This is a genomic window from Lentzea indica, assembly GCF_012184385.1.
Taxonomy (GTDB): Bacteria; Actinomycetota; Actinomycetes; order Mycobacteriales; family Pseudonocardiaceae; genus Lentzea; species Lentzea indica.
Genome location: NZ_VSRL01000010.1, coordinates 62,871 through 82,167 on the forward strand (window position 1 = coordinate 62,871; position 19,297 = coordinate 82,167).

19 protein-coding genes are annotated in these 19,297 nt (G+C 70.0%); 14 read left to right on the forward strand and 5 right to left on the reverse strand.

Features of this window, described 5'->3' with window-relative positions; genetic code table 11:
• Window positions 1-103 precede the first annotated feature (103 nt).
• Window positions 104-754 carry a hypothetical protein gene (locus FXN61_RS04820; protein WP_167970609.1) on the reverse strand — a complete coding sequence of 217 codons (651 nt, stop codon included), beginning with the start codon at window positions 752-754 and terminating at the stop codon, window positions 104-106.
• A 10-nt stretch (window positions 755-764) separates the two neighbouring features.
• Complete coding sequence (locus tag FXN61_RS04825; protein WP_167970611.1) at window positions 765-3,434, reverse strand: toll/interleukin-1 receptor domain-containing protein; 2,670 nt, start codon at window positions 3,432-3,434, stop codon at window positions 765-767.
• Window positions 3,435-3,566: 132 nt separating this feature from the next.
• Between FXN61_RS04825 and FXN61_RS04830 the strand changes: the two genes are divergently transcribed.
• Together FXN61_RS04830 and FXN61_RS55080 are read left to right on the forward strand one after the other, a co-directional pair.
• Entirely contained in the window at window positions 3,567-4,433 is an 867-nt protein-coding gene (locus FXN61_RS04830) for a DUF4231 domain-containing protein (RefSeq protein WP_167970613.1), read from the forward strand.
• 16 nt (window positions 4,434-4,449) lie between these two features.
• Complete coding sequence (locus FXN61_RS55080) at window positions 4,450-5,787, forward strand: tetratricopeptide repeat-containing protein (RefSeq protein ID WP_167970615.1); 1,338 nt, start codon at window positions 4,450-4,452, stop codon at window positions 5,785-5,787.
• An 87-nt stretch (window positions 5,788-5,874) separates the two neighbouring features.
• Here the strand turns inward: FXN61_RS55080 and FXN61_RS04840 are convergent, their stop codons facing one another.
• On the reverse strand, window positions 5,875-6,261 hold the full coding sequence (locus tag FXN61_RS04840; RefSeq protein ID WP_167970617.1) for a hypothetical protein: 387 nt from the start codon (window positions 6,259-6,261) through the stop codon (window positions 5,875-5,877).
• A gap of 30 nt (window positions 6,262-6,291) precedes the next feature.
• On the opposite strand from FXN61_RS04840, the gene FXN61_RS04845 reads away from it, so the two are divergent.
• The 11 genes from FXN61_RS04845 to FXN61_RS04895 all read left to right on the forward strand — a co-directional run bounded on the left by FXN61_RS04845 (window position 6,292) and on the right by FXN61_RS04895 (window position 16,512).
• Window positions 6,292-6,837, forward strand: a complete 546-nt coding sequence (locus FXN61_RS04845; protein ID WP_167970619.1) for a helix-turn-helix domain-containing protein — start codon at window positions 6,292-6,294, stop codon at window positions 6,835-6,837.
• A 27-nt stretch (window positions 6,838-6,864) separates the two neighbouring features.
• Entirely contained in the window at window positions 6,865-7,944 is a 1,080-nt protein-coding gene (locus tag FXN61_RS04850) for an NAD(P)/FAD-dependent oxidoreductase (RefSeq protein WP_167970621.1), read from the forward strand.
• Window positions 7,941-8,123: a 2Fe-2S iron-sulfur cluster-binding protein gene (locus FXN61_RS55085; RefSeq protein ID WP_167970623.1), complete on the forward strand. Its 183-nt coding sequence runs from the start codon at window positions 7,941-7,943 to the stop codon at window positions 8,121-8,123. The genes FXN61_RS04850 and FXN61_RS55085 overlap by 4 nt, the downstream gene beginning before the upstream one ends.
• A gap of 76 nt (window positions 8,124-8,199) precedes the next feature.
• A complete protein-coding gene (locus tag FXN61_RS04860; RefSeq protein ID WP_246290699.1) occupies window positions 8,200-9,309 on the forward strand; it encodes an FAD/NAD(P)-dependent oxidoreductase in 1,110 nt (369 codons plus the stop codon).
• Window positions 9,306-10,199 carry a dihydrodipicolinate synthase family protein gene (locus tag FXN61_RS04865; protein WP_167970625.1) on the forward strand — a complete coding sequence of 298 codons (894 nt, stop codon included), beginning with the start codon at window positions 9,306-9,308 and terminating at the stop codon, window positions 10,197-10,199. The genes FXN61_RS04860 and FXN61_RS04865 overlap by 4 nt, the downstream gene beginning before the upstream one ends.
• Window positions 10,196-11,188: a proline racemase family protein gene (locus FXN61_RS04870; protein WP_167970627.1), complete on the forward strand. Its 993-nt coding sequence runs from the start codon at window positions 10,196-10,198 to the stop codon at window positions 11,186-11,188. Before FXN61_RS04865 ends, FXN61_RS04870 begins: the two co-directional genes overlap by 4 nt.
• A gap of 33 nt (window positions 11,189-11,221) precedes the next feature.
• On the forward strand, window positions 11,222-12,088 hold the full coding sequence (locus tag FXN61_RS04875) for a hypothetical protein (protein WP_167970629.1): 867 nt from the start codon (window positions 11,222-11,224) through the stop codon (window positions 12,086-12,088).
• 10 nt (window positions 12,089-12,098) lie between these two features.
• On the forward strand, window positions 12,099-12,836 hold the full coding sequence (locus FXN61_RS04880; protein ID WP_167970631.1) for a VOC family protein: 738 nt from the start codon (window positions 12,099-12,101) through the stop codon (window positions 12,834-12,836).
• Between the two features lie 39 nt (window positions 12,837-12,875).
• Window positions 12,876-15,320, forward strand: coding sequence for an ABC transporter permease (locus FXN61_RS04885; RefSeq protein WP_167970633.1), 2,445 nt, complete (start codon window positions 12,876-12,878; stop codon window positions 15,318-15,320).
• Window positions 15,321-15,373: 53 nt separating this feature from the next.
• The gene (locus FXN61_RS04890; RefSeq protein ID WP_312877548.1) at window positions 15,374-15,916 is read left to right on the forward strand and encodes an ATP-binding cassette domain-containing protein; all 543 of its coding nucleotides are present in this window, start codon (window positions 15,374-15,376) and stop codon (window positions 15,914-15,916) included.
• Window positions 15,916-16,512 carry an ATP-binding cassette domain-containing protein gene (locus tag FXN61_RS04895; RefSeq protein ID WP_167970651.1) on the forward strand — a complete coding sequence of 199 codons (597 nt, stop codon included), beginning with the start codon at window positions 15,916-15,918 and terminating at the stop codon, window positions 16,510-16,512. Before FXN61_RS04890 ends, FXN61_RS04895 begins: the two co-directional genes overlap by 1 nt.
• A gap of 344 nt (window positions 16,513-16,856) precedes the next feature.
• On the opposite strand, the gene FXN61_RS04900 is transcribed toward FXN61_RS04895, so the two are convergent.
• Window positions 16,857-17,303 carry an Lrp/AsnC family transcriptional regulator gene (locus FXN61_RS04900; protein ID WP_167970637.1) on the reverse strand — a complete coding sequence of 149 codons (447 nt, stop codon included), beginning with the start codon at window positions 17,301-17,303 and terminating at the stop codon, window positions 16,857-16,859.
• The gene (locus FXN61_RS04905; protein ID WP_167970639.1) at window positions 17,300-18,424 is read right to left on the reverse strand and encodes a M24 family metallopeptidase; all 1,125 of its coding nucleotides are present in this window, start codon (window positions 18,422-18,424) and stop codon (window positions 17,300-17,302) included. Before FXN61_RS04905 ends, FXN61_RS04900 begins: the two co-directional genes overlap by 4 nt.
• 28 nt (window positions 18,425-18,452) lie before the next feature.
• Here FXN61_RS04905 and FXN61_RS04910 point away from each other — a divergent pair.
• The coding region (locus FXN61_RS04910) for a 5'-3' exonuclease (protein ID WP_167970641.1) at window positions 18,453-19,297 on the forward strand (845 nt) is incomplete at its 3' end.

The window sequence follows — 19,297 nt, forward strand, 5'->3', positions numbered from 1 at the left end:
CGCTTTTCTCGTCGGGGCGGCGGCGAGAGATCCGATGATTACAACCGGAAGTACCGGGGTCAAGACTTTGTTACGCCCGAGTTGATCAGACTCATCCGATCTATCAGGACACCTGGACGGACGGGTCCGGTTTCAGCGTGCCGTCGCGCAACGACCACCTGGTCAGCGAGGCGGCGGTCGGGCAGCAGGTCGCGTCGCTCGGCCGGTACCAGAGCTCCTTGACCGTGATCGCGCCCTTCTCGAACCGCGGCTCGGCCAGCAGCGGCACGTGCGGCGCGTCGTCGCGCATGGTCGTCGCGCTGATCTCCCCGACGAGCTCGAGCGCGCCGTTCACCGACCGCACCACCACGAACGCGAACGCGAGCTGGCTGGACGCGGTGCCACCGGTGTTGTCACAGCCGAGCGAGATCGCCGCCTCCTCCCGCCCGTCGCCGTCGACGTCGCCGTAGTGCACGTCGACGTCGAGGAACACCTCGACCGTGCCCCACAGCTCCGAGGTCGCACGCGCGGTCCCGCTCCGGAGCCGCACCGGATCCCCGACGTGGCAGAACGCGGCGGGCAACGTGGCCTGCCGCCAGTCCACCGCGCGCAGGTCACCGGGCGCCTGCCCGAGCGTCGGCCTGGCGGCCGGTGACGACGGGCTCGTCGTCACCGCGACCGTCGGGTTCGGCTCTGGCTGTCCGGTGATCCTGGGTCCACTCGCGGGACCACCGCACGCGGAGAGGACCAGCACCAGCGGGAGAACGCGTCTCATGAGGTCCCCTTCACGCGCACGGCGGGTCGTAAGGGATGTCCGGAAGGTACTGCCGCCACTCGGTTTCCGGAATGCGCGGCGAGTCAGCGCACAACCGAGCGAGCAACCGCGGCACGTCGATGCTCCAGATGGTCGTGCGCACGCCGTCCGCACCGCCGAGCATCGTGCCGTCCGGGCTGAACGCGATGGCCGCGGCCGTGTAGCGGGCGCCCGCGCGCAATGTCGACACCTCGACCGGCCGGGTCGGGTCGGTGATGTCCCACAGCACGACCTCACCGGACTCGCCCGCGCTGGCCAGCCGCTTCCCGTCGGGGTGCAGCGCGAGGTGGCGAACGTTGCCCACGTGCCGGAGCACGGTCGCGAGCCGGCCGCCGCTCGCCATGTCCCACACGGTGATCAGCCCGGTCCCGCTGCCGGTGATCACGACGTCACCGGTGGGGTGGAACAGCACGGACTCGACAGGGTCGGCCTTCGTGTCGTGCGTGCGGAGCAACCGGGGCGCGTCGGGTTCGCGGACGTCCCACAGCTGCAGGGTCTCGCCCTTGTCCCCCACGGTCGCGGCACGGTCGCCGGAGCCGAACGAGATGCCGTGCGGGGTGTCGCGGGATCCCGGCAGCTCGGCGGCGGCCCGCACCCGGTCACCGTCGGGCACCCAGAGCCGGAAGACTCCGGGGGACGGTGCCGCGCCGATCAGCTTGCCGTCCCGGCGGAACACGACGCTCGCCGCGTGGTCCTCCTGCACCGGTGTGTCGCCGTTCGCGGGATCGGTGAGCGCGACGGGGAGCCCGCTGGCGATCCGCGTGCCGTCGGGGCTGAACGCGAGCTGCGGGCTGCCGCCGACGTTGAACGTCCTGAGCGTGCGGACCTCGCGGGGGCGCGTGATGTCCGTCAGGTCGTAGAGCTTCGTCGGGAACCCCGTGGCCAGCTGGTGGTTCGCCCCGAACGCCAGGGTGTGGCTGTGGCCGGGGAGCACCGTGACGGCGGCCGAGCGGGCGGCGTTGAGCACGTTCCACAGCCGCACGTTCTCGCCGGCCGAGGCGAGGGTGCGCGAGTCGGCGCTGAAGGACAGCCCGTGGATCGTCTCGACGTGACCGAGCAGCGGCTGGGCGGTACGCGGCCGGATGGGGTCGCTCACGTCCCACAGGTGGACCACACCGTTGCCGTCGCCGAACGCGAGCGCCACCCCGTCCGGGGCGAAGGCCAGCGACGACACGATCTGGCTCGCGCCGGTCAGAACGCCGTACTGCCCCAGGTTCGCCGTGTTCCACAGCCGGACCGTGTCGTCTCGGGAACCGCTGGCGAGCAGGCCTCCGGCCGGAGCGAACCGCAGGGTCATGACGTCGCTGCTGTGCCCGGTCAGGACGGCTTTCCTGGTGGGTGTCCCGGTGATGTCCCACAGCTCGACGGCGCCCGCCGAACCGGACAGCGCGATGGTCGTCCCGTCGGCGCTGACCGCGCTCGTCGTGCCGAGCGAATCGGTGTTCGGCTCGAACTCGGTGATCAGCCTGGGCGCCAACGGATCGGTGACGTCGAGCAGCCACGTGTGCGCGCCACTGCCGGTGACGGTCAGGACAGGCTTGCCCGGTACGAACGCGAGCGAGCGCAGTCCGGTCGTGCCCGCGTTCCAGGTGGATCTCCGGTTCGGGTCGGCGACCTCGGCGATCAGCACGGTACCGCTGGACGTGGTCGCCGCGACGAGCTCGCCGTCCGGGCTGAACCGCACCGCGGTCGCGTCGGTCAACGGAATCTTCGCGCGTTCGGACGTGCCCTCGTGCAGTGCGATCCCGTCCTTCGTCGCCACCGCGATCATGTTCTCCCGCGGGCTGAACGCCACGTCCGTGGTCGTCTTCGGGGTCGGCACCACCCGTGGGATCGACGGGCTTTCCATCAGCGCGCCCACGACTTCGGCGGTCGGCGCCAGCCGGTAGGCCTGAGCGAGCAGCTGACGGGCGATGTTCGGACGCGTGTCCCGGATCGCCGCCGCCTGCGCGACGAGCTGACGTGACGTGGCGACCATCGTCTGCTGCTGCGCCCTGTCGCTCTGCTGCTCCGAACGGACCGCGAAGATCACGGCGGCGACGAGCAGGACGACCAGGACGGAGATCGTGGTGGTGACGGTCCGCTTGGTGCGGCGGCGTTCCCGGACGTGGTGGCCGATCAGCTCGGTCTTCGCGATGCCGTCGAGCGGCGCCACGACGTCCGCCAGCACCGACTCCCAGTCCGGGTTGCGCGAGTCCAGCTCGACGTCGCGGACACCGCGCAGGTCGACGCAGCGCGGCTCGGGGATGTCGTGCAGCGCCTCCGGCAACGCGGTGGTGCGCCGCTGGTCGAGAACGCCGTTGTCCCACACCGCCTCCCCGTCGGTGAGCAGCACGAACAGGTCGCGGCGGTCGCGGTTCTCCAGCCACCACTCCACTTCCTTGGCGACCCAGCGGGACCGTGCCGAGGCCGGCGAGGCGAGCAGCAGGAAGTTCTCCGCTCTCGCCAGGCCGTCGAGAATCGCCTGCGTGAGATCGGACTCGGCCGCCAGCTCGGAGTTGTCGAGGAACACCCGCCGGGTCCGCGGCCGGTACCAGGGCTTCGCGAACTTCTCGATGCCCTCCTGCAGCAACGGGCCGAGCGCGTGATCCGTCGCGTGGCTGTACGAGATGAACGCGGCGTACGTCCTCTCGTCCGGCATCCCACTCCTCTCCGCTGTTCGGGTGAACACCCCTACATCGCCCGGGAACAGTCCCCCGTTAGGGCTACGGCGTGGTAACACACGTTTGGTCTCTCACGATCAGCGTTGTCGGAAGACGAGAGAAGGAACGGGATGAACGACGAGCACCTGCCCGGCTTCTACCACGACGCGGAGGCGGCATCCCGCAACGGCCAGCGCAGCACGCTGCTGCTCAGCCGGATCCGGCTCCTCGGCGCGGTGGCCGCCGCGGTGGGAGGTGCGTTCAAGTGGCAGATCGGCGGCGGGGTCGACTTCTGGGCCTGGGTGGCACTGGTCGGGTTCCTCGTCGCCCTGTTCGCCGAGTTCCTCCTGTGGGTGATGCATCCCGAGCTGCGGTGGAACGCGGGCCGCGCCGTTGCCGAACGCGTGAAGTCCCTGGCCTGGCGCTACGCCGTGGCGGGCGACCCGTTCCCGCTCAGCGACCAGAAGGCGAAGAAGGACCTCGAGGCGAGCATCTCCGCGGCCGCCGCCGAGCACCGCAAGACGCTCCTGCTCACCAGCGACAACGCCGCGGGTGAGCAGGTCATGACCGAGCTGCGGCACAAGCCGTTCGCCGAACGCAGGACCGTCTACCGCGAGAACCGCGTGCGCAAGCAACTCGACTGGTACCACGACAAGGCCGCCTCCAACGACACCAAGGCGAACATCGCGCGTGTCCTGCTGTTCGCCGGTGAGTTCGTCGCGATCCTGTTCGCGATCCTGCGCATCAACGGCGCGTGGGACGTCGACCTGTCCGGTGTGATGGCCGCGGCGGTCGCCGGTGGCGCGGCCTGGATCGGGCTCAGGCAGTACGAGAACCTCAAGGTCGCCTACTCCGCTGCCGCCGGCGAGCTCGCCGAGATCCACCGGCGGCTGCTCGACACCGACGAGAGCGAGTGGCCGACCATGGTCGCGGAGGCCGAAGCCGTGATCAGCAACGAGCACGCCGCGTGGCTCGCGTCGCGCCCCAGCACCGCCTGACCCCCTGGAGACGACCGTGGCGACCGACGACCCGATGACGATCTTCGTCGCGATGCCGGGCACGACGCTCGGCGAGCATGCGAAGTGGACGGACATCAAGGAGATCAAGAGGGACCTGTACCAGCCGATCGCCGACGCCCTCGAAGCCGAGCTGGGTGTGAAGGTCAGGGTGCAGATCGAGAAGGACCGCGAAGCCGCCGGTCCCATCCACAACACGATGTTCGGGGAGGCGCTGGAGGCGCCGATCTACATCGCGGATCTCACCGGCGCCAACCCCAACGTGTACCTGGAGCTCGGCGTCCGCTGGGCGTTGCGGGACAACGTCACGGTGCTCGTGAGCCAGGACGTGGACCACGACGTGCGGTTCAACGTCGCCCACACCCGCGTCGTGAAGTACAGCAATCTGTACGGCCAGCTCAACGAGGCCAGACAGACCATCGTGAACATGATCCTGCACGGCTTGCGAACGATGAACAACGACAGTCCGGTGCGTCAGGGCAGCGGCTTCGTGACGATCCCGCGCGCCGAACTCGACGAACGGGACGCCGAGATCAGCCGGTTGCGGCAGGAGCGCGGTGACGAGCTGTTCGCCGCGGCGATGGACGCCGAGAACGACGATGACCGCGTCGACCTGCTGCGCCGCGTGCTGAAGGCGAACCCCACGCACGCCAACGCGCACGGCGAGCTGGGCAGGGTGTTCGGCGCGGCGGGCGACGACGAGAAGGCCATCCACCACCTGGACCGTGCCACCCACCTGCAACCCGACGCCGCCGAGTGGTGGCGGGAGCTCGGTGTCGCACAGGGCCGCCACGGTGATCTCGACGGCGCGGCGAGATCGCTGCAGAAGGCCGTGGAGCATGATCCCGGCGATGCGGAGACCTACGCGAACCTCGGCGGTGTCCACCGGCGGCGCGCTCGTCTCTCGGATCGCGTGGAGAACCTGCGCAAGGCACGGGACTCCTACGAGGCCGCCGCGCGGATCAACAAGCACGACCTGTACCCGCTCGCCAACGTCCGCCGCCTGAACGTGCTGCTGGCCGATGACGAAGCCTCCCGCCGCGCGGCGGCCACGGAGTTCGCCAAGCTCAAGTTGCTCGCCGAGTACGTCGTCGGCGAGGAGCCGACCCCGTGGCGCCGTCTCGACCAGGCGGAGGCGCTGGCGTTCAACGGCGAGAAAGATGCCGCGCTGGAAGCGCTGCGTACCGGTATGAGCGAGTTCCAGCCCACCCGCAGAGCCCGCTCGGCGACGACCGCTGTCGAACCGCTCCAGGAGATCCTCGCCGTCGGATGGCTGGACGAACCGGTCGCGGACGCGCTGCGCGCCATGATCGACGAGTACCAGACTCACACGTGACCGGGCGCTTGATGGGGGAGCTTTCCTCAACCTGAGGTTGAGGAAAGCTCCCCTCATCAACGTGGCTCGCGTCAGCGCGGAGGCGCGTCAGCTGAGAGCTTCGACGACGCGGGTGACCATCTCCTTCTCGGTCACGGCCACCTCACCGTCCGCGCCGGCCACCGAGCGGCACATCTCCGTCACGGCGGCGCGGAAGATCGCGACGTCGCGCGGTTCGTGCGCGTCGATGATCACCACCGCCTCCCGCAGGGCGGCCAGGACGCCCGCCTCCACATCGGACGCCGAGCCCTTCGGCAGTGAGGGCGGTGCGGCGGCGATGACGGCACGCAGGTCGTCCGAGAGCAGGGTCGTCGCCCTGATGCCGGCCTGGCTCTCCTCGTCGACCGAGCCGGGGTCCGCAGTGGACACCAGCACCATGGCACCGAAAACGGCCGTGCGGAGGGTCTGCCCCTCCGCCTCCGTGTACGCAGTCATGGGCGCAAGCCTATGCAACGATCAGTGGCTATGAGTGCGGGTCAGGTGCTTGGCACCAACATCAGGGCCATCCGGGAGCAGCGCGGGTTGTCCCTGTCGGAGCTCGCGCGGCGGTCGTCCATCGCCAAGGGCACGCTGTCCCAGCTGGAGAACGGCTCGGGCAACCCGACGATCGAGACAGTGTTCAGTTTGTCGAACGCTTTGGACGTGCCCGTGTCCGAGCTGGTGACCGAGCGGACGCCGCCGGACGTCGTGCTGGTGCGGGCCCGCGATGTCGAGGTGCTCAGCAGCAACGCCGTCGACCTGCGGCTGATGCGGCGGATGGACATCGGCGACACCGTCCTCGAGATCTACGACCAGCGCGTCCGGCCCGGTGCCACGCAGACCACCGAAGGTCATCCCGGCAAGGAACACGTGCTGGTCACGAGCGGCCGGCTGCGCGTGGGGCCGCCCGACAAGCCGTACGAGCTGGGACCGGGCGACTACGTGTGCTTCCCAGGTTCGCTGCCGCACCTGTACGAGACCGTCGAAGGTGAGGTCAGCTCGGTACTGGTGCTGGAGTATCCGAAGCACTAACGTTCATTCTAATGAACGGAGGTGGCGATGCACCCGGACGTCGTGGTCGTGGGGGCGGGCATCATCGGGGCCGCGTGCGCCCAGGCGCTGAAGGCACGCGGGCTCGACGTTCTCGTTCTCGATCGCCACGGACCGGCGTCGGGCACCAGCTCCGCCGGTGAGGGCAACGTCCTGGTCAGCGACAAGGAACCGGGACCGGAGCTCGACCTCGCCCTGGCGAGCCGGGAGCTGTGGCCTGACCTGGGAGCGGACGCCGAGTGGGAGGAAAAGGGCGGGCTCGTCGTCGCGACGACTCCTGAGGCGGCCGAGCCCCTGAAAGCCTTCGCCGCCGCGCAACGGGCGGCGGGCATCGACGCCTGCGAGCTCACCCCGCAGGAGGCCCTGAGCCACGAGCCGCACCTCAACCCGGACATCACCGCCGCCGTCCACTACCTGCAGGACGCGCAGCTCAACCCGGTCAAGGCCACGAAAGCCCTGCTGCGCGGCATCAGGATCATCAACGCCGAGGTGTCCACAACGGACGGGCGAAGCGTGACCACGTCCGACGGCGTGATCAGCTGTGGCGCGGTCGTCAACGCCACTGGCCCGTGGGCGAGGAACTTCGGCGTCAACGTCCTGCCACGGCGCGGCGTCGTCCTGGTCACCACCCCGATCCCCGGCACGATCCGGCACAAGGTCTACGACGCGGACTACGTCGGCGCGGTCGCGAGCGGCGACGCCGACCTGCAGACGTCCGGTGTCGTCGAGTCGACCCAGGCCGGCACGGTACTGATCGGGTCGAGCCGCCAGCGAAAGGGCTTCGACGACACGATCGAGAGCAAGGTGCTGAAAGCGTTGGCACGCAAAGCGATCGCGCTCTTCCCGATGCTCACCGACGTCCCGGTCATGCGCGCATACGGCGGCTTCCGCCCGTACGCGCCGGATCACCTGCCGATCATCGGCGAGGACCCGCGCACGCCCGGCCTGTGGCACGCGACCGGGCACGAGGGCGCGGGCGTCGGCCTCGCCCCGGCCACCGGTCGCCTGCTCGCCGAACTGCTGACGGGCGCCACCCCGCTCGTCGATCCCCACCCGTTCCGCGTCGACCGGCCGGAGGTGATGGTGTGAAGGTGACCTTCAACGGACTGCAGCACGAGGTCTCCCACGTCGCGGAACTGCTGCCCGGCAGGTTCTTCTGCGGCATCGGTGTCTGCTTCGGCTGCGTCGCGGAGATCAACGGCGTACCCGAGGTCCGAGCGTGCCGCCACCAGCTGCGCGACGGTGACGTGATCAGGACGAAGCCATGAGGATCGTTGTCGTGGGCGCGGGCCCGGCCGGGATGGCCGCAGCCAGAACCGCCGCCGACGCGGCGCCGAGGTCACCATGGTCGACTCGGAGCCCGAGGCCGGCGGCCAGTTCCTGCGCGGCAGGGCCAAGTTCGAGCACCGGGGAGTCACTCATCTCAAGAACACCGAGGCGTGGCTCGTCGAAGACCGCACGCTGCATCTGAGGGGCCCGAAGCAGCTGCACTTCGACGCGTTGGTCATCGCTACCGGCGCCTACGACCGGCCACTCCCCTTCCCCGGATGGGACGGCCCCGGCGTGATCACCGCGGGCGCCGCCCAGGCCCTGGCGAAGCAGGGCGTCACGCTCGCCGAACGCGTGATCGTCGCGGGCACCGGCCCGTTCCTGCTGCCCGTCGCCACGGCGCTGCTGGACCTCGGCGCGACGCTCGTCGGCGTCTACGAGGCGTCCTCCCCCACCAGGTGGCTGCGCGAGTCCAAGGCGGTACTGGCGAACCGCCACAAGATCGCCGAACTCGCGAGCTACCGGAAAGTGCTGTCGCACCTGGAAACCCGCACGGCCGTGATCGCCAAGCACGGCGACCGGGTCACGGTCGCGAAGCTCGACCGCCACTGGCGTCCGGTCAGCCACCGCACCGAGCACGCCGATCTCGTGTGCATCGGCCACGGCTTCCTGCCCCGCACCGACCTGGTGCCCAACGCCAAGCGCACCAACGACTTCCTCGACGTCGACGAACGCCAGCAAACCTCGATCCCCGGCGTCTACGCGGCCGGCGAGGTCACCGGCATCGGCGGCGCGGACCTGGCCGAGGCCGAGGGCATCATCGCCGGAGCCGCCGCGGCACACCAGGAACCGCCTGCCAGAGCGCTGGAAGCCGTGCGCAAGGGCCGTCTCTTCGCGCAGGCCTTGGCCAGAGCGCACGCGATCCAGCCGGGCTGGCAGACGTGGCTGAACCCGGACACCACCGTGTGCCGCTGCGAGAAGGTCAGCCTTCAGGACCTCTCCGACGCGACGAGCATGCGCGAACTGAAGCTCACCAGCAGGGTCGCGATGGGCCGCTGCCAGGGCCGCATCTGCGCCCGCAATGCCGCAGAACTGACAGGAATCCCGTTCGACGGACAACGCCGCGTGATCGCGGTCCCGATCCCGCTCGGCGAACTCGCCGCACTCCCGGAGGAACCCTCATGACCGAACGCCTGGACGGCGTCATCGTCGCCACCGCACTCCCCTACGCCGAGGACCCCGGTGCCCCGGCGGGACTGCGCCCCGACCTGGAGAAGCTCGCCGAGCACTGCCGCTGGGTCGTCGAGAACGGCTGCCGCGGCGTGGGCCCCAACGGCTCGCTGGGCGAGTACTCGTCGCTGACCGACGCGGAACGCCGTGAGGTCGCCCAGACCGCCATCGCGGCGGTGAAGGGGCGTGGCATCGCGGTCATCGGCGTGCACGGCGTTGGCGCGCACCAGGCCCGGCACTGGGCAGAGCTGGCGGCCGAGGACGGCGCGGACGGCGTGCTCTGCCTGCCTCCCACCATGTACCGGGCCAACCGCGGCGAGGTCGTGCACCACTTCCGCGAGGTCGCGAAGGCCGGGCTGCCGATCATGGTCTACAACAACCCGATCGACACCAAGGTCGACCTCACCCCTGACCTGATCGCCGAGCTGGGCCAGATCGAGCACGTGGTGGCGGTGAAGGAGTTCTCCGGCGACGTCCGGCGCGTGCTGGAGATCCGCGCCGCCGCCCCGCACCTGACCGTCGTGGCCGGCGCGGACGACGTCGTGCTGGAGAGCCTCCTGATGGGCGCGACGGGCTGGTTCGCCGGCTACCCCAACGTGTTCCCCGCCGAGTGCGCCGAGTTGTTCGAGCTGGCACAGCAGGGCGAGCTGGAGCGAGCGCGGTCGATGTACGAACGGCTCGTGCCGGCGTTCCGCTGGGACTCGCGCACCGAGTTCGTCCAGGCGATCAAGCACTCGATGGACCTCGTCGGCCGCTACGGCGGCCCGTGCCGTCCCCCGCGCGGGCCGTTGTCGCAGGCCCAGCTCGACCAGATCGACGCCGACATGAAGCTGGCAACGTCATGAGGTTCGCCAAGTACTTCAGCGCCGTCGACTCGCACACCGAGGGCATGCCGACGCGGGTGATCACGGGCGGCGTCGGGGTGATCCCCGGCGAGACCATGGCCGAGAAGCGCCTCAACTTCATCAAGAACCACGACCACGTCCGCAAGCTCCTGGTGAACGAGCCGCGCGGCCACGCGGCGATGAGCGGCGCGATCCTGCAGCCGCCGACCCGCCAGGACGCGGACTGGGGCGTGCTCTACATCGAGGTGTCCGGCTGCCTGCCGATGTGCGGCCACGGCACGATCGGCGTGGCGACGGTGCTGGTGGAGACCGGCATGGTCGAGGTGACCGAGCCCGTCACGACTGTGCGGCTCGACACCCCGGCCGGCCTGGTGCTCGCCGACTACGACACCCGCACGAAGATGGTCACGATCAAGAACGTCCCGGCGTACGCGCACGAGCTGGACGCGACGGTCGACGTGCCAGGACTCGGCGAGGTCCGCTACGACATGGCCTACGGCGGCAACTTCTACGCGATCCTGCCGCTGGACCGGCTCGGCATCCCGTTCGACAGGGCGGAGAAGGATCGGATCCTGGCCGCGGGTCTCTCCATCATGGACCAGATCAACGCCACGAACCGCCCGGTGCACCCGGTGGACAGCGCGATCAGCGGCTGCAAGCACGTCCAGTTCACCGCACCCGGCCAGGACGGCGCGCACTCGCGCAACGCCATGGCGATCCACCCCGGCTGGTTCGACCGTTCACCGTGCGGCACAGGCACTTGCGCCCGGATGGCGCAGCTGCACGCCCGTGGTGAGCTCGGAATCGGTGCCGATTTCGTGAACGAGTCGTTCATCGGCACCAGGTTCATCGGACGGTTGCTGGAAGAGGTTCCGCTCGGTGACCGCACGGCGGTTCTGCCCACTGTGGCCGGTCGCGCGTGGATCACCGGGATGGGCCAGTACCTCCTGGACGCCACCGACCCGTTCCCGGAGGGGTTCTCGCTCTAAGGGGTTCTCGCTCCAGTCGTTACGCTCGGTGCCGTGACGACGACGCCCAGTCTGGAAGCGCTGCTGCGCATCGGACCGTTCCACTCGGCTCTGCGCGCGGCCATCCGCCGGCGCGGTCTGACGCTGGAACGGCTCCGGCTGCGCCTGGCGCAGCAGGACGTGGCGGTGGCGCTGTCGACCCTGAGCGACTGGCAGCAGGGCCGGGTGCGCCCGGTCTCGCCGAAGTCGCTCAGGGCCGTGTCGGTGCTGGAGGAACTGCTGGAGGTGCCGCCCCGCTCGCTGCTCGCCCTGCTGGAGCACGCGGGTCCGAACGGCTGGCCGGACGTCGTTCCCGGGCTGATGCCCGGCTTCAACACCAACGACCTGGAGATCGTCTCCCGGCACGACAGGGTGTTCGTCGACGCCGAACGGCACGCGTCACGCGTCCACGTGCGCATGGTCGTTCGCGCGCGCCAAGACGGCGTCGACCGTTTCTACGCGCACTACTACTGCGACGATGCCGTACGCACGTCAGAGGTGTCGCACGAGCCGGTCCGCAACTGCCGGATCGGCCGTTCCGCGCGCGACGAGGCCGAGTGCGTGACCGTCGAGGAGCTGCTGTTCGACAAGCCGCTGGCGTCGGGTGAGACGTGGGTGTTCGAGTTCCTCGTCCACGACCCGGCACGGTTGGACACCGTCGAATACGCGCACGGCGTGCGTTGCTTCCTCGCGCAGAGCCTGATCGAGGTGCATTTCGACCCGGCGGCGCTGCCCGCCGACCCGCACGTCTATTTGCAGGACTGGCAGGAATCCGAGCCGCACCGGACCATCGACCTGACGCTCGACCACACGAACTCCTTGCACCACTTCGAGGCGAACGTGTCGGTGAACTGGGTCGGCATCCGCTGGAAATGGATGTGAGGAGACTTCGTTGCTCACCTTGGACTTCGTGCCGGGAGCTCCCAACTGGATCGATCTGGGCAGCCCTGATGTCGTTGCCGCCGCCGAGTTCTACGGCCGCGTGCTCGGCTGGGAGCACGTTCCTCTCGGACCAGAGGCGGGCGGCTACGGCTTCTTCCAGCGCGAAGGACGAACGGTCGCGGCGGTCGGGCCGCTGTCCGAGCCCGGTGCGGCCTCTGCCTGGACCGTCTACTTCGCGACGCCCGACGCCGAGTCGACGGCTCGCAGGGTGACCGAGGCGGGCGGAACGGTCCGGCTGGAGCCGTTCGACGTGTTCACCAGCGGGCGGATGGCTCAGCTGACCGATCCGCACGGCGCGGAGTTCGCGGTGTGGCAGGCGGGCAACCTCCTCGGGGTCGACGAGGTGTCGTCCGTGGGAGCGTTGACGTGGATCGAGCTGCACTCTCCCGTGGCTGACGCCTCCTCGTTCTACGGCTCGGTGTTGTCGTGGGACGTCGTCACGATCGAGGGTGCGCCGGGCCGGTTCTTCCGGCCGGCGGGCACCGGTGCGGGACGGTTCTTCGGCGCGGCGGTGGAGGATTCGTCCGCCTACTGGCTGCCGTACTTCGAGGTGGCCGATCCCGATCACGCCGCCGGCGCGTCCGAGGTCCTCGTCGAGCCCTACGACCTCGACGGAGTCGGCCGGATCGCGGTGCTCGCCGATCCGTTCGGAGCCCGGTTCGGGGTCATGCGTTCCGTTACCCCCTGAAGGCTCCCCAAACCGTGGGCCGCCAGTTAGCGTGCGCTGGTGCAGTTGCCGTGGAGAGCCGCGCCCAGGGCCGCGCTGTCGAGTCCGCTCACGTTGCTGGTGAGCATCGCGACGACGTTGCTGCTGGGCTTCGTGGTGGCCGCGGCCGTGCTGCACTCCTCCTCCACGGGCAGCGCGGCTCTCGCCTACCAGCAGGGCCGGATGTGCCCGCATTCCGTGCACCCGTCACTGGACGGGGAAGGCCTGCCGTTGTCCACCGCCGTCACGATGGCGGCTCGCAGTGATCTCGGTGCCGCCTACACGCGAATCGGACGGCCGGACTTCACCGGGCTCGCCACCTACGGCCGGTTCGGCCATCGACCGGACGCGTTGTCGCACCTGACCGTCGTCGAAGGCGGCGGCACCGGGTTGTGGGTGCCTCAGACGATCGCCACCGCCGCACGGGTTCGCGTTGGTGATCGGCTCACCGGGTCGCCGCTGGTGGTGAGCGCGATCTACGCCGACCTGGCGCATCCGGTGTCCGGCTGGTGGTGTTCGGAGGCGAAGACCGTCGTGCCGAACCCGCTGGGCGGCGACGGCGCCAGCACGTCGGTGATCTGGGTGGCCCAGGCCTCCGATCTCGCGTTGCTGCCGCCGGAGTTCTCCTCGGACGCTTCGGTGTCGCTGCGGTACCCCACCGAGCCGCTCTCGACGCTCGCCGAGGCGGAGGCCTTGCGGGACAACGGGAACGCGCTCCTGACGTCACTGGGGCTGCCGCTGACGCGGACGGACGTGCTGTCCGGCGCCATCACGGCGGCACGGACTTCGGAACGCAACGTGTCCTCCGCGCTGCTGCCGTTGGTGTTCATCAGCGTGCTGGTCGGGCTCGCGGGCGTGGGCACGGTGACCGTGCAATGGGCTCAGCGCCGGCATTCCGAGCTGCGGTTGCTGTGGGTGCGCGGGGCGAGCCCGCTCGCGCTCGGCTTCCGCGCGGTGCTGGAGCTCGGGCTGCCGCTGATTTTTGGTGGACTGCTGGGACTTGCTGCCGCACGGCTGTTGCTCCCGTTGTACGCGCCTGGGGGCGCTCTGGCTCCTGGGACGCTCTGGGTGGCGTTGGGCTTCGTGCTGGTCGTGGTCCTCCTGAGCCTGTCGGTCACCGTGCTGGTCGCGTCCTGGCGTACGCACCGGACGTTCCAGCGGCGGGCGCGGGCGTGGCGGCTCGCGGTGGTGCCGTGGGAGCTGGTCGTCGCGTCTCTGGCCGTGCTGGCGTGGGTTCGCCTGTCCCGCAACGGGTTGGGCACCACGGTGAAGACCGGCGAGCTGCCGCGCATCGACGTGGCGGCGCTGACGTTCCCGCTGCTCGTGGTGCTGGCGGCGGCTTTGCTGGCGACGCGGCTGCTGCGGTGGTCCCTGGGGTGGTCGCATCGCGTGCAGTGGTGGCAGGTCCCGGCCGCACAGCTGGCGTTGCGTCGCCTAGCGGCCGCCGCAGGTCCCGTGACCGGCGTGGTCCTGGTGGGCGTGCTGGCGGTCGGCACCATCGCGGTGGGCAGCGCGGTGGCGGGCGCTCAGCGGTCGTCGCTGGACTCGAAGTCGGGCGTGTTCGTCGGCGCCAACAGCACGGTGCAGGTGTCGCAGGACGTCGCGCTCGGGCGGGTGGCGCTGCCGTCGTCGTTGCAGGGCACCACGACTCTCGTCGGCATGAGCACGGGCGCGCTGGTCGTGGACCCGGCGACGTTCACCGACGCGGCGGTTCTGGACGACGCCGCCGAGGTGCGCTCGCTGATCTCGGGTCTGCGTCGCACCGGCGACATCGCGCCCGCGTTGCGCATCGGCCGCGCGGCGAACCAGGAGATCCAGATCGCCGGGCTTCCCCTGCTGAAGCCGGTGGCGTCGCTGCCGTCGTTCCCGAAGCTCGGCACCCGAGGCTACGTCGTCGCCCGTGACTCGGTGCCCGCCGTCGAGCAGGTCGGTTCGTGGCACCTCTGGTCGTCGCTTCCGTTGTCCTCGCTGACTTCTTCGTTGCAGGCCGCCGGCATCCACTACACGAACGTCGCCGACCGCGCCCGTGTGCTCGACGGCCTGCCGTTCCTGACCGTCGAGTGGACCTTCGGCTTCGTCGCCGCGATCGGCGTCGTGCTGGCCGTGGTAGCCGCCGTGGCGTTGTTGCTGGCGATCGAAGTCCGCCGCCGCCAGAACGCCGTCTCCGGCGCGCTGTCGACCCGCATGGGCATGCGCCCGTCCGTGCTGTGGTCCAGCCACCTGCTCGAGGTGGGCACTTTGGCGTCGCTGGCTCTCGTGGTCGGCGCGCTGGCCTCGTTCGTGAGCGCCGGCGTGGCAGTGCCGCGCCTGGACCCCGCACCGTGGCTGAACCCGGCCCCTGTGCTGCCGGATCTGGTACCACTGCTGGGCACGATGGTGTCGGGTGGCCTGGTGGTCGTCGTCGTGGCGGCATGGCTTGCGTTGCGCGGTGTGAGAACCGCGCGGATGGGAGAGCTTCTCAGGTGATCCGCGCTTGTGGCGTCGGGGTGTCCTACGGTTCCGTGCGCGCCGTCTCGGACGTGTCGCTTTCGATCGCGCCAGGACTCACCGTGCTGTCCGGTCCCTCCGGCTCCGGCAAGTCGACGTTGCTGCGGGTGCTGTCGCTTGTGGAACGACCTTCCGCGGGCGAGGTGTTCGTCCGGGACGTGCCGACCTCTTCTCTGTCGTGGTCGGACCTGCGTTTGTTGCGGCGCAAGGAGATCGCCGTCGTCTTCCAGAACCCCGCCGACAACCTGATCTCGCACCTGACCGTGGGCGAGAACCTGCGTGCCGCTGGGGCAGCTGATCTGTCGTTGCTGGACCGCTTGGGATTGGACGGTTCCGGGACCTGGCGGATCGGCGCTTTGTCCGGCGGGCAACAACAACGGCTGGCGTTCGCGTGCGCACTGGCCTGCGGGGCTTCCGTCGTGGTCGCTGACGAACCGACCTCGCAGCTGGACGTCCGGTCGGCTGACCTCGTGCTGGAGACGCTTTCCTCGTTGCCGGTGCCCGCCGTGGTGGCGTCGCACGATCCACGGCTGGTCGAGCTGGCGGACCTGTGCATCCCGCTGGCCGCGTCGTGATCCAGGCAACCGGTGTGCACCGGGCCTTCGGCGGCGTCTCCGTGCTGCGGGGCGTAGACCTTGCGGTGTCCGCTGGGGAGCTCGTGACGTTGAGCGGGCCTTCCGGTTCGGGAAAGACGGCGTTGCTGTCGTTGTTGTGCGGCTTCGACTTTCCGGACAGCGGGTCTGTGTCGCCTGGGGCCTCTTCCTGGTCGGCCTGCGCGGTGTTGCCCCAGTCGCTGGGACTGGCTACCGAGCTGACGCTGGAGGAGAACGTCGCTCTGCCGTTGCGACTCGCGGGGCGGGACGTCTCCGGTGTGGCCGACCTGTTGGAGGAACTGGGAATCGGAGCGCTGGGGGCGCGGTATCCGGGGCAGGTGTCGTTCGGGCAGCAGCAACGGGCGGCGCTGGCACGTGCTGTCGTGGCACGGCCTTCTGCTTTGCTCGCTGATGAGCCCACTGCGCATCTGGACGCTGTCAGTGCGGTCGCTGCTGTGGGGTTGTTGCGGCGGGTGGCGGATGAGGGTGCCGCGGTGTTGATCGCTACGCACCACGACGCGGTCCACGAGGTTGCCGATCGGGTGCTGGTGCTGGCCGATGGGCGAGTTAGGGGCTGACCCGGTGGTCCCGTTTGCGTTGGTGGGCGCCGGTTCCAGCGGGGTGGTCGCCTTCTGCGGTGTGGCGCGTTCCAGCGTGGTCGCTCAGGGTCCTGACGCGCGTGGTCATTTCATCGCCGCTTCGCGACGATCGCGATTGGGGCTGGTGGTTGCGTCATCACCGCGGATCAGATGGGTCGTGGTGGTCGGCTCGCTGCGCATCGCCGTTGTGGAAGAACCCCTGCGCCAGCCTGCCTGCGGTGCCGTGGCAGGTGCGCGACCCTCACAACCGCCGTCCACCCGCCACCGCACCACACACCTGCCGCCACGGCGGGTGCTCGCGCCACCGCCACCTGCAGATCGCCTCAGACCGACGGCGGCCGATCCTCGTACGGCGTGGACAGCACGACGGTCGTCCGCGTCGACACGTTCGCCGACTCGCGGATCTTCTGCAGCAGCTCCTCCAGCGCCGTCGGCGACGCGACCCGCACGCGCAGGACGTACGAGGCGTCGCCGGCCACCGAGTAGCAGGCCTCGATCTCCGACAGGTGCTCGAGGCGCTTCGGGTAGTCGTCGGGCTCGGACGGGTTGATCGGGAAGAGCGAGATGAACGCGGACATCGGCAGACCGATCTCGGCGCCGTCCAGGCGGGCGGCGTAGCCCTTCACGATGCCGCGCTGCTCCAGGCGCTTCACGCGCTGGTGGACGGCCGAGACGGACAGGCCCACGCGTTCGGCGAGGTCGGTGAAGCTGCACCGGCCGTCCGAGGCGAGTTCCTTCAGGATCGCTCTGTCGATCTGCTCGAGGGTCAAAGCACCACCAGCTCGTGAGGTCGGTTGTTGAAGGACTCGACGCCGTTCTCGGTGGCGACGACGATGTCCTCGATGCGCGCGCCCCAGCGGCCGGGCAGGTAGATGCCGGGCTCGACGCTGAACGCCATGCCCGCTTCGAGCGGCAGCGCGTTGCCGCTGACGATGTAGGGCTCCTCGTGCACGTCCAGGCCGATGCCGTGGCCGGTGCGGTGGACGAAGAACTCGCCGAAGCCGGCGTCGGCGATCACCGAGCGGGCGACGTTGTCGATCTCCTCGCACGTCACGCCGGGCTTCACGGCCTCGACGGCGGCCTGCTGCGCGGCCTGCAGGACGGCGTAGGTGTCCCACACGTCGTCGTGGGACGGCTCACCCATCACGTAGGTGCGGGTCGAGTCGGAGTTGTAGCCCTCGGCGACCGGGCCGCCGATGTCGATGACGACGACCTCGCCGGCCTCGATCACGCGGTCGGAGTCGCGGTGGTGCGGGGAGGCGCCGTTCGGGCCGGAGCCGACGATCACGAAGTCGGCGACGGTGTGGCCTTCCTCGACGATCGCCGCGGCGATGTCACCGGCCACCTCGCGTTCGGTGCCGGCCGACGCCGCAGGAACTCGCCCATGCGCGCCGTGCACGCGGGTCATCGCGGCACCGGCCTTGCGCAGGGCGGCGATCTCCGCGGCGTCCTTGCGCATGCGCAGCTCGCGGATGATCGGGCCGGCCAGGCTCTGCGGCCCGCCGATGGCGTTGCCGAGCTTGATGGTGTGCAGGGCGGGCATCATGTCCGCCACGGCTGTCCTGCTGCCCTTGATCGCGGCCTTGACCAGCGCGTACGGGTCCTCGCCGTCGACCCACGTGACGACCTCGACGCCCAGCTCGTCGGTCGGGATGCCCGCGTAGCCCGGCTGCTCCAGCTTCGGCACGACCAGCGTCGGCGTGCCGCCCACGGGCAGCGCGAGACAGGTGAGGCGCTCGAACGAGTCGCCACCGGCACCGATCAGGTACCGCAGGTCCGAGCCGGGCGAGATGAGGAGGGCGTCGACGCCCGCCTGTCCGGCGGCTTCGGAGGCGCGGTCAAGCCGCGCACGCAGCGCGGACACGTCGATGGGGCCGATGATCGTTGCCATGGTCGAAAGCCTAGTAGCTTGTCCAACCGTGAGCTCTCCCCTGGTGCTGCTCGACTCCGCGAGCCTCTACTTCCGGTCGTACTACGCGCTGCCCGACTCGATGACCGCGCCCGACGGCACGCCGGTGAACGCCGTGCGCGGGTTCGTCGACACGGTCGCCCGCGTCATCACCGACCGCCGCGCCGGCCGCCTCGTCGCCTGTCTCGACGCCGACTGGCGTCCCGAGTTCCGGGTGAAGGCGCTGCCGTCCTACAAGGCGCATCGGGTCGCCGAGGACGCGACCGACGGTTCCGAGGAGGTGCCCGACACCCTCACACCGCAGATCCCGATCATCCTCGACGTCCTCGACGCGGCCGGTATCTGCACCGGCGAGGCGGCGGGCCACGAGGCCGACGACGTGATCGGCGCGCTCGCTCACCGCGAACAGAAGTCACCCGTCGAGGTGGTCACCGGCGACCGCGACATGTTCCAGGTCGTGCGCTTCGAGCCCACGCCCGTGCACGTCGTCTACGTCGGCCGGGGCTGGAACAAAGCCGAGGTCCTCGGTCCCGAGGAACTGGCCGTCAAGTACTCGCTGCCCGTCGAGAACGCCGGCTCCGCGTACGCCGACATGTCCGTGCTGCGCGGCGACCCCTCCGACGGCCTGCCGGGCGTCGCGGGCATCGGTGAGAAGACGGCCGCGAAGCTCATCACCGAGTTCGGCTCGCTCGACGCCTTGCTGAAGGCGGTGACCGACCCGATGGACCGCAAGCTCACGACCAAGGCCCGCAACTCGCTCATCGCGGCCGCGGACTACCTGGCCGTGGCACCCGTGGTCGTGCGCACCGCCCTCGACGCTCCGGTGGTGCTGGACCGCGACGACGAGGTGCCGCG

Coding starts and splice junctions, on each gene's coding strand:
- FXN61_RS04820 (WP_167970609.1), bottom strand. CDS start 754: ATGAGACGCGTTCTCCCGCTGGTGCTGGTCCTCTCCGCGTGCGGTGGT.
- FXN61_RS04825 (WP_167970611.1), bottom strand. CDS start 3,434: ATGCCGGACGAGAGGACGTACGCCGCGTTCATCTCGTACAGCCACGCG.
- FXN61_RS04830 (WP_167970613.1), top strand. CDS start 3,567: ATGAACGACGAGCACCTGCCCGGCTTCTACCACGACGCGGAGGCGGCA.
- FXN61_RS04840 (WP_167970617.1), bottom strand. CDS start 6,261: ATGACTGCGTACACGGAGGCGGAGGGGCAGACCCTCCGCACGGCCGTT.
- FXN61_RS04845 (WP_167970619.1), top strand. CDS start 6,292: ATGAGTGCGGGTCAGGTGCTTGGCACCAACATCAGGGCCATCCGGGAG.
- FXN61_RS04850 (WP_167970621.1), top strand. CDS start 6,865: ATGCACCCGGACGTCGTGGTCGTGGGGGCGGGCATCATCGGGGCCGCG.
- FXN61_RS04860 (WP_246290699.1), top strand. CDS start 8,200: ATGGTCGACTCGGAGCCCGAGGCCGGCGGCCAGTTCCTGCGCGGCAGG.
- FXN61_RS04865 (WP_167970625.1), top strand. CDS start 9,306: ATGACCGAACGCCTGGACGGCGTCATCGTCGCCACCGCACTCCCCTAC.
- FXN61_RS04870 (WP_167970627.1), top strand. CDS start 10,196: ATGAGGTTCGCCAAGTACTTCAGCGCCGTCGACTCGCACACCGAGGGC.
- FXN61_RS04905 (WP_167970639.1), bottom strand. CDS start 18,424: ATGGCAACGATCATCGGCCCCATCGACGTGTCCGCGCTGCGTGCGCGG.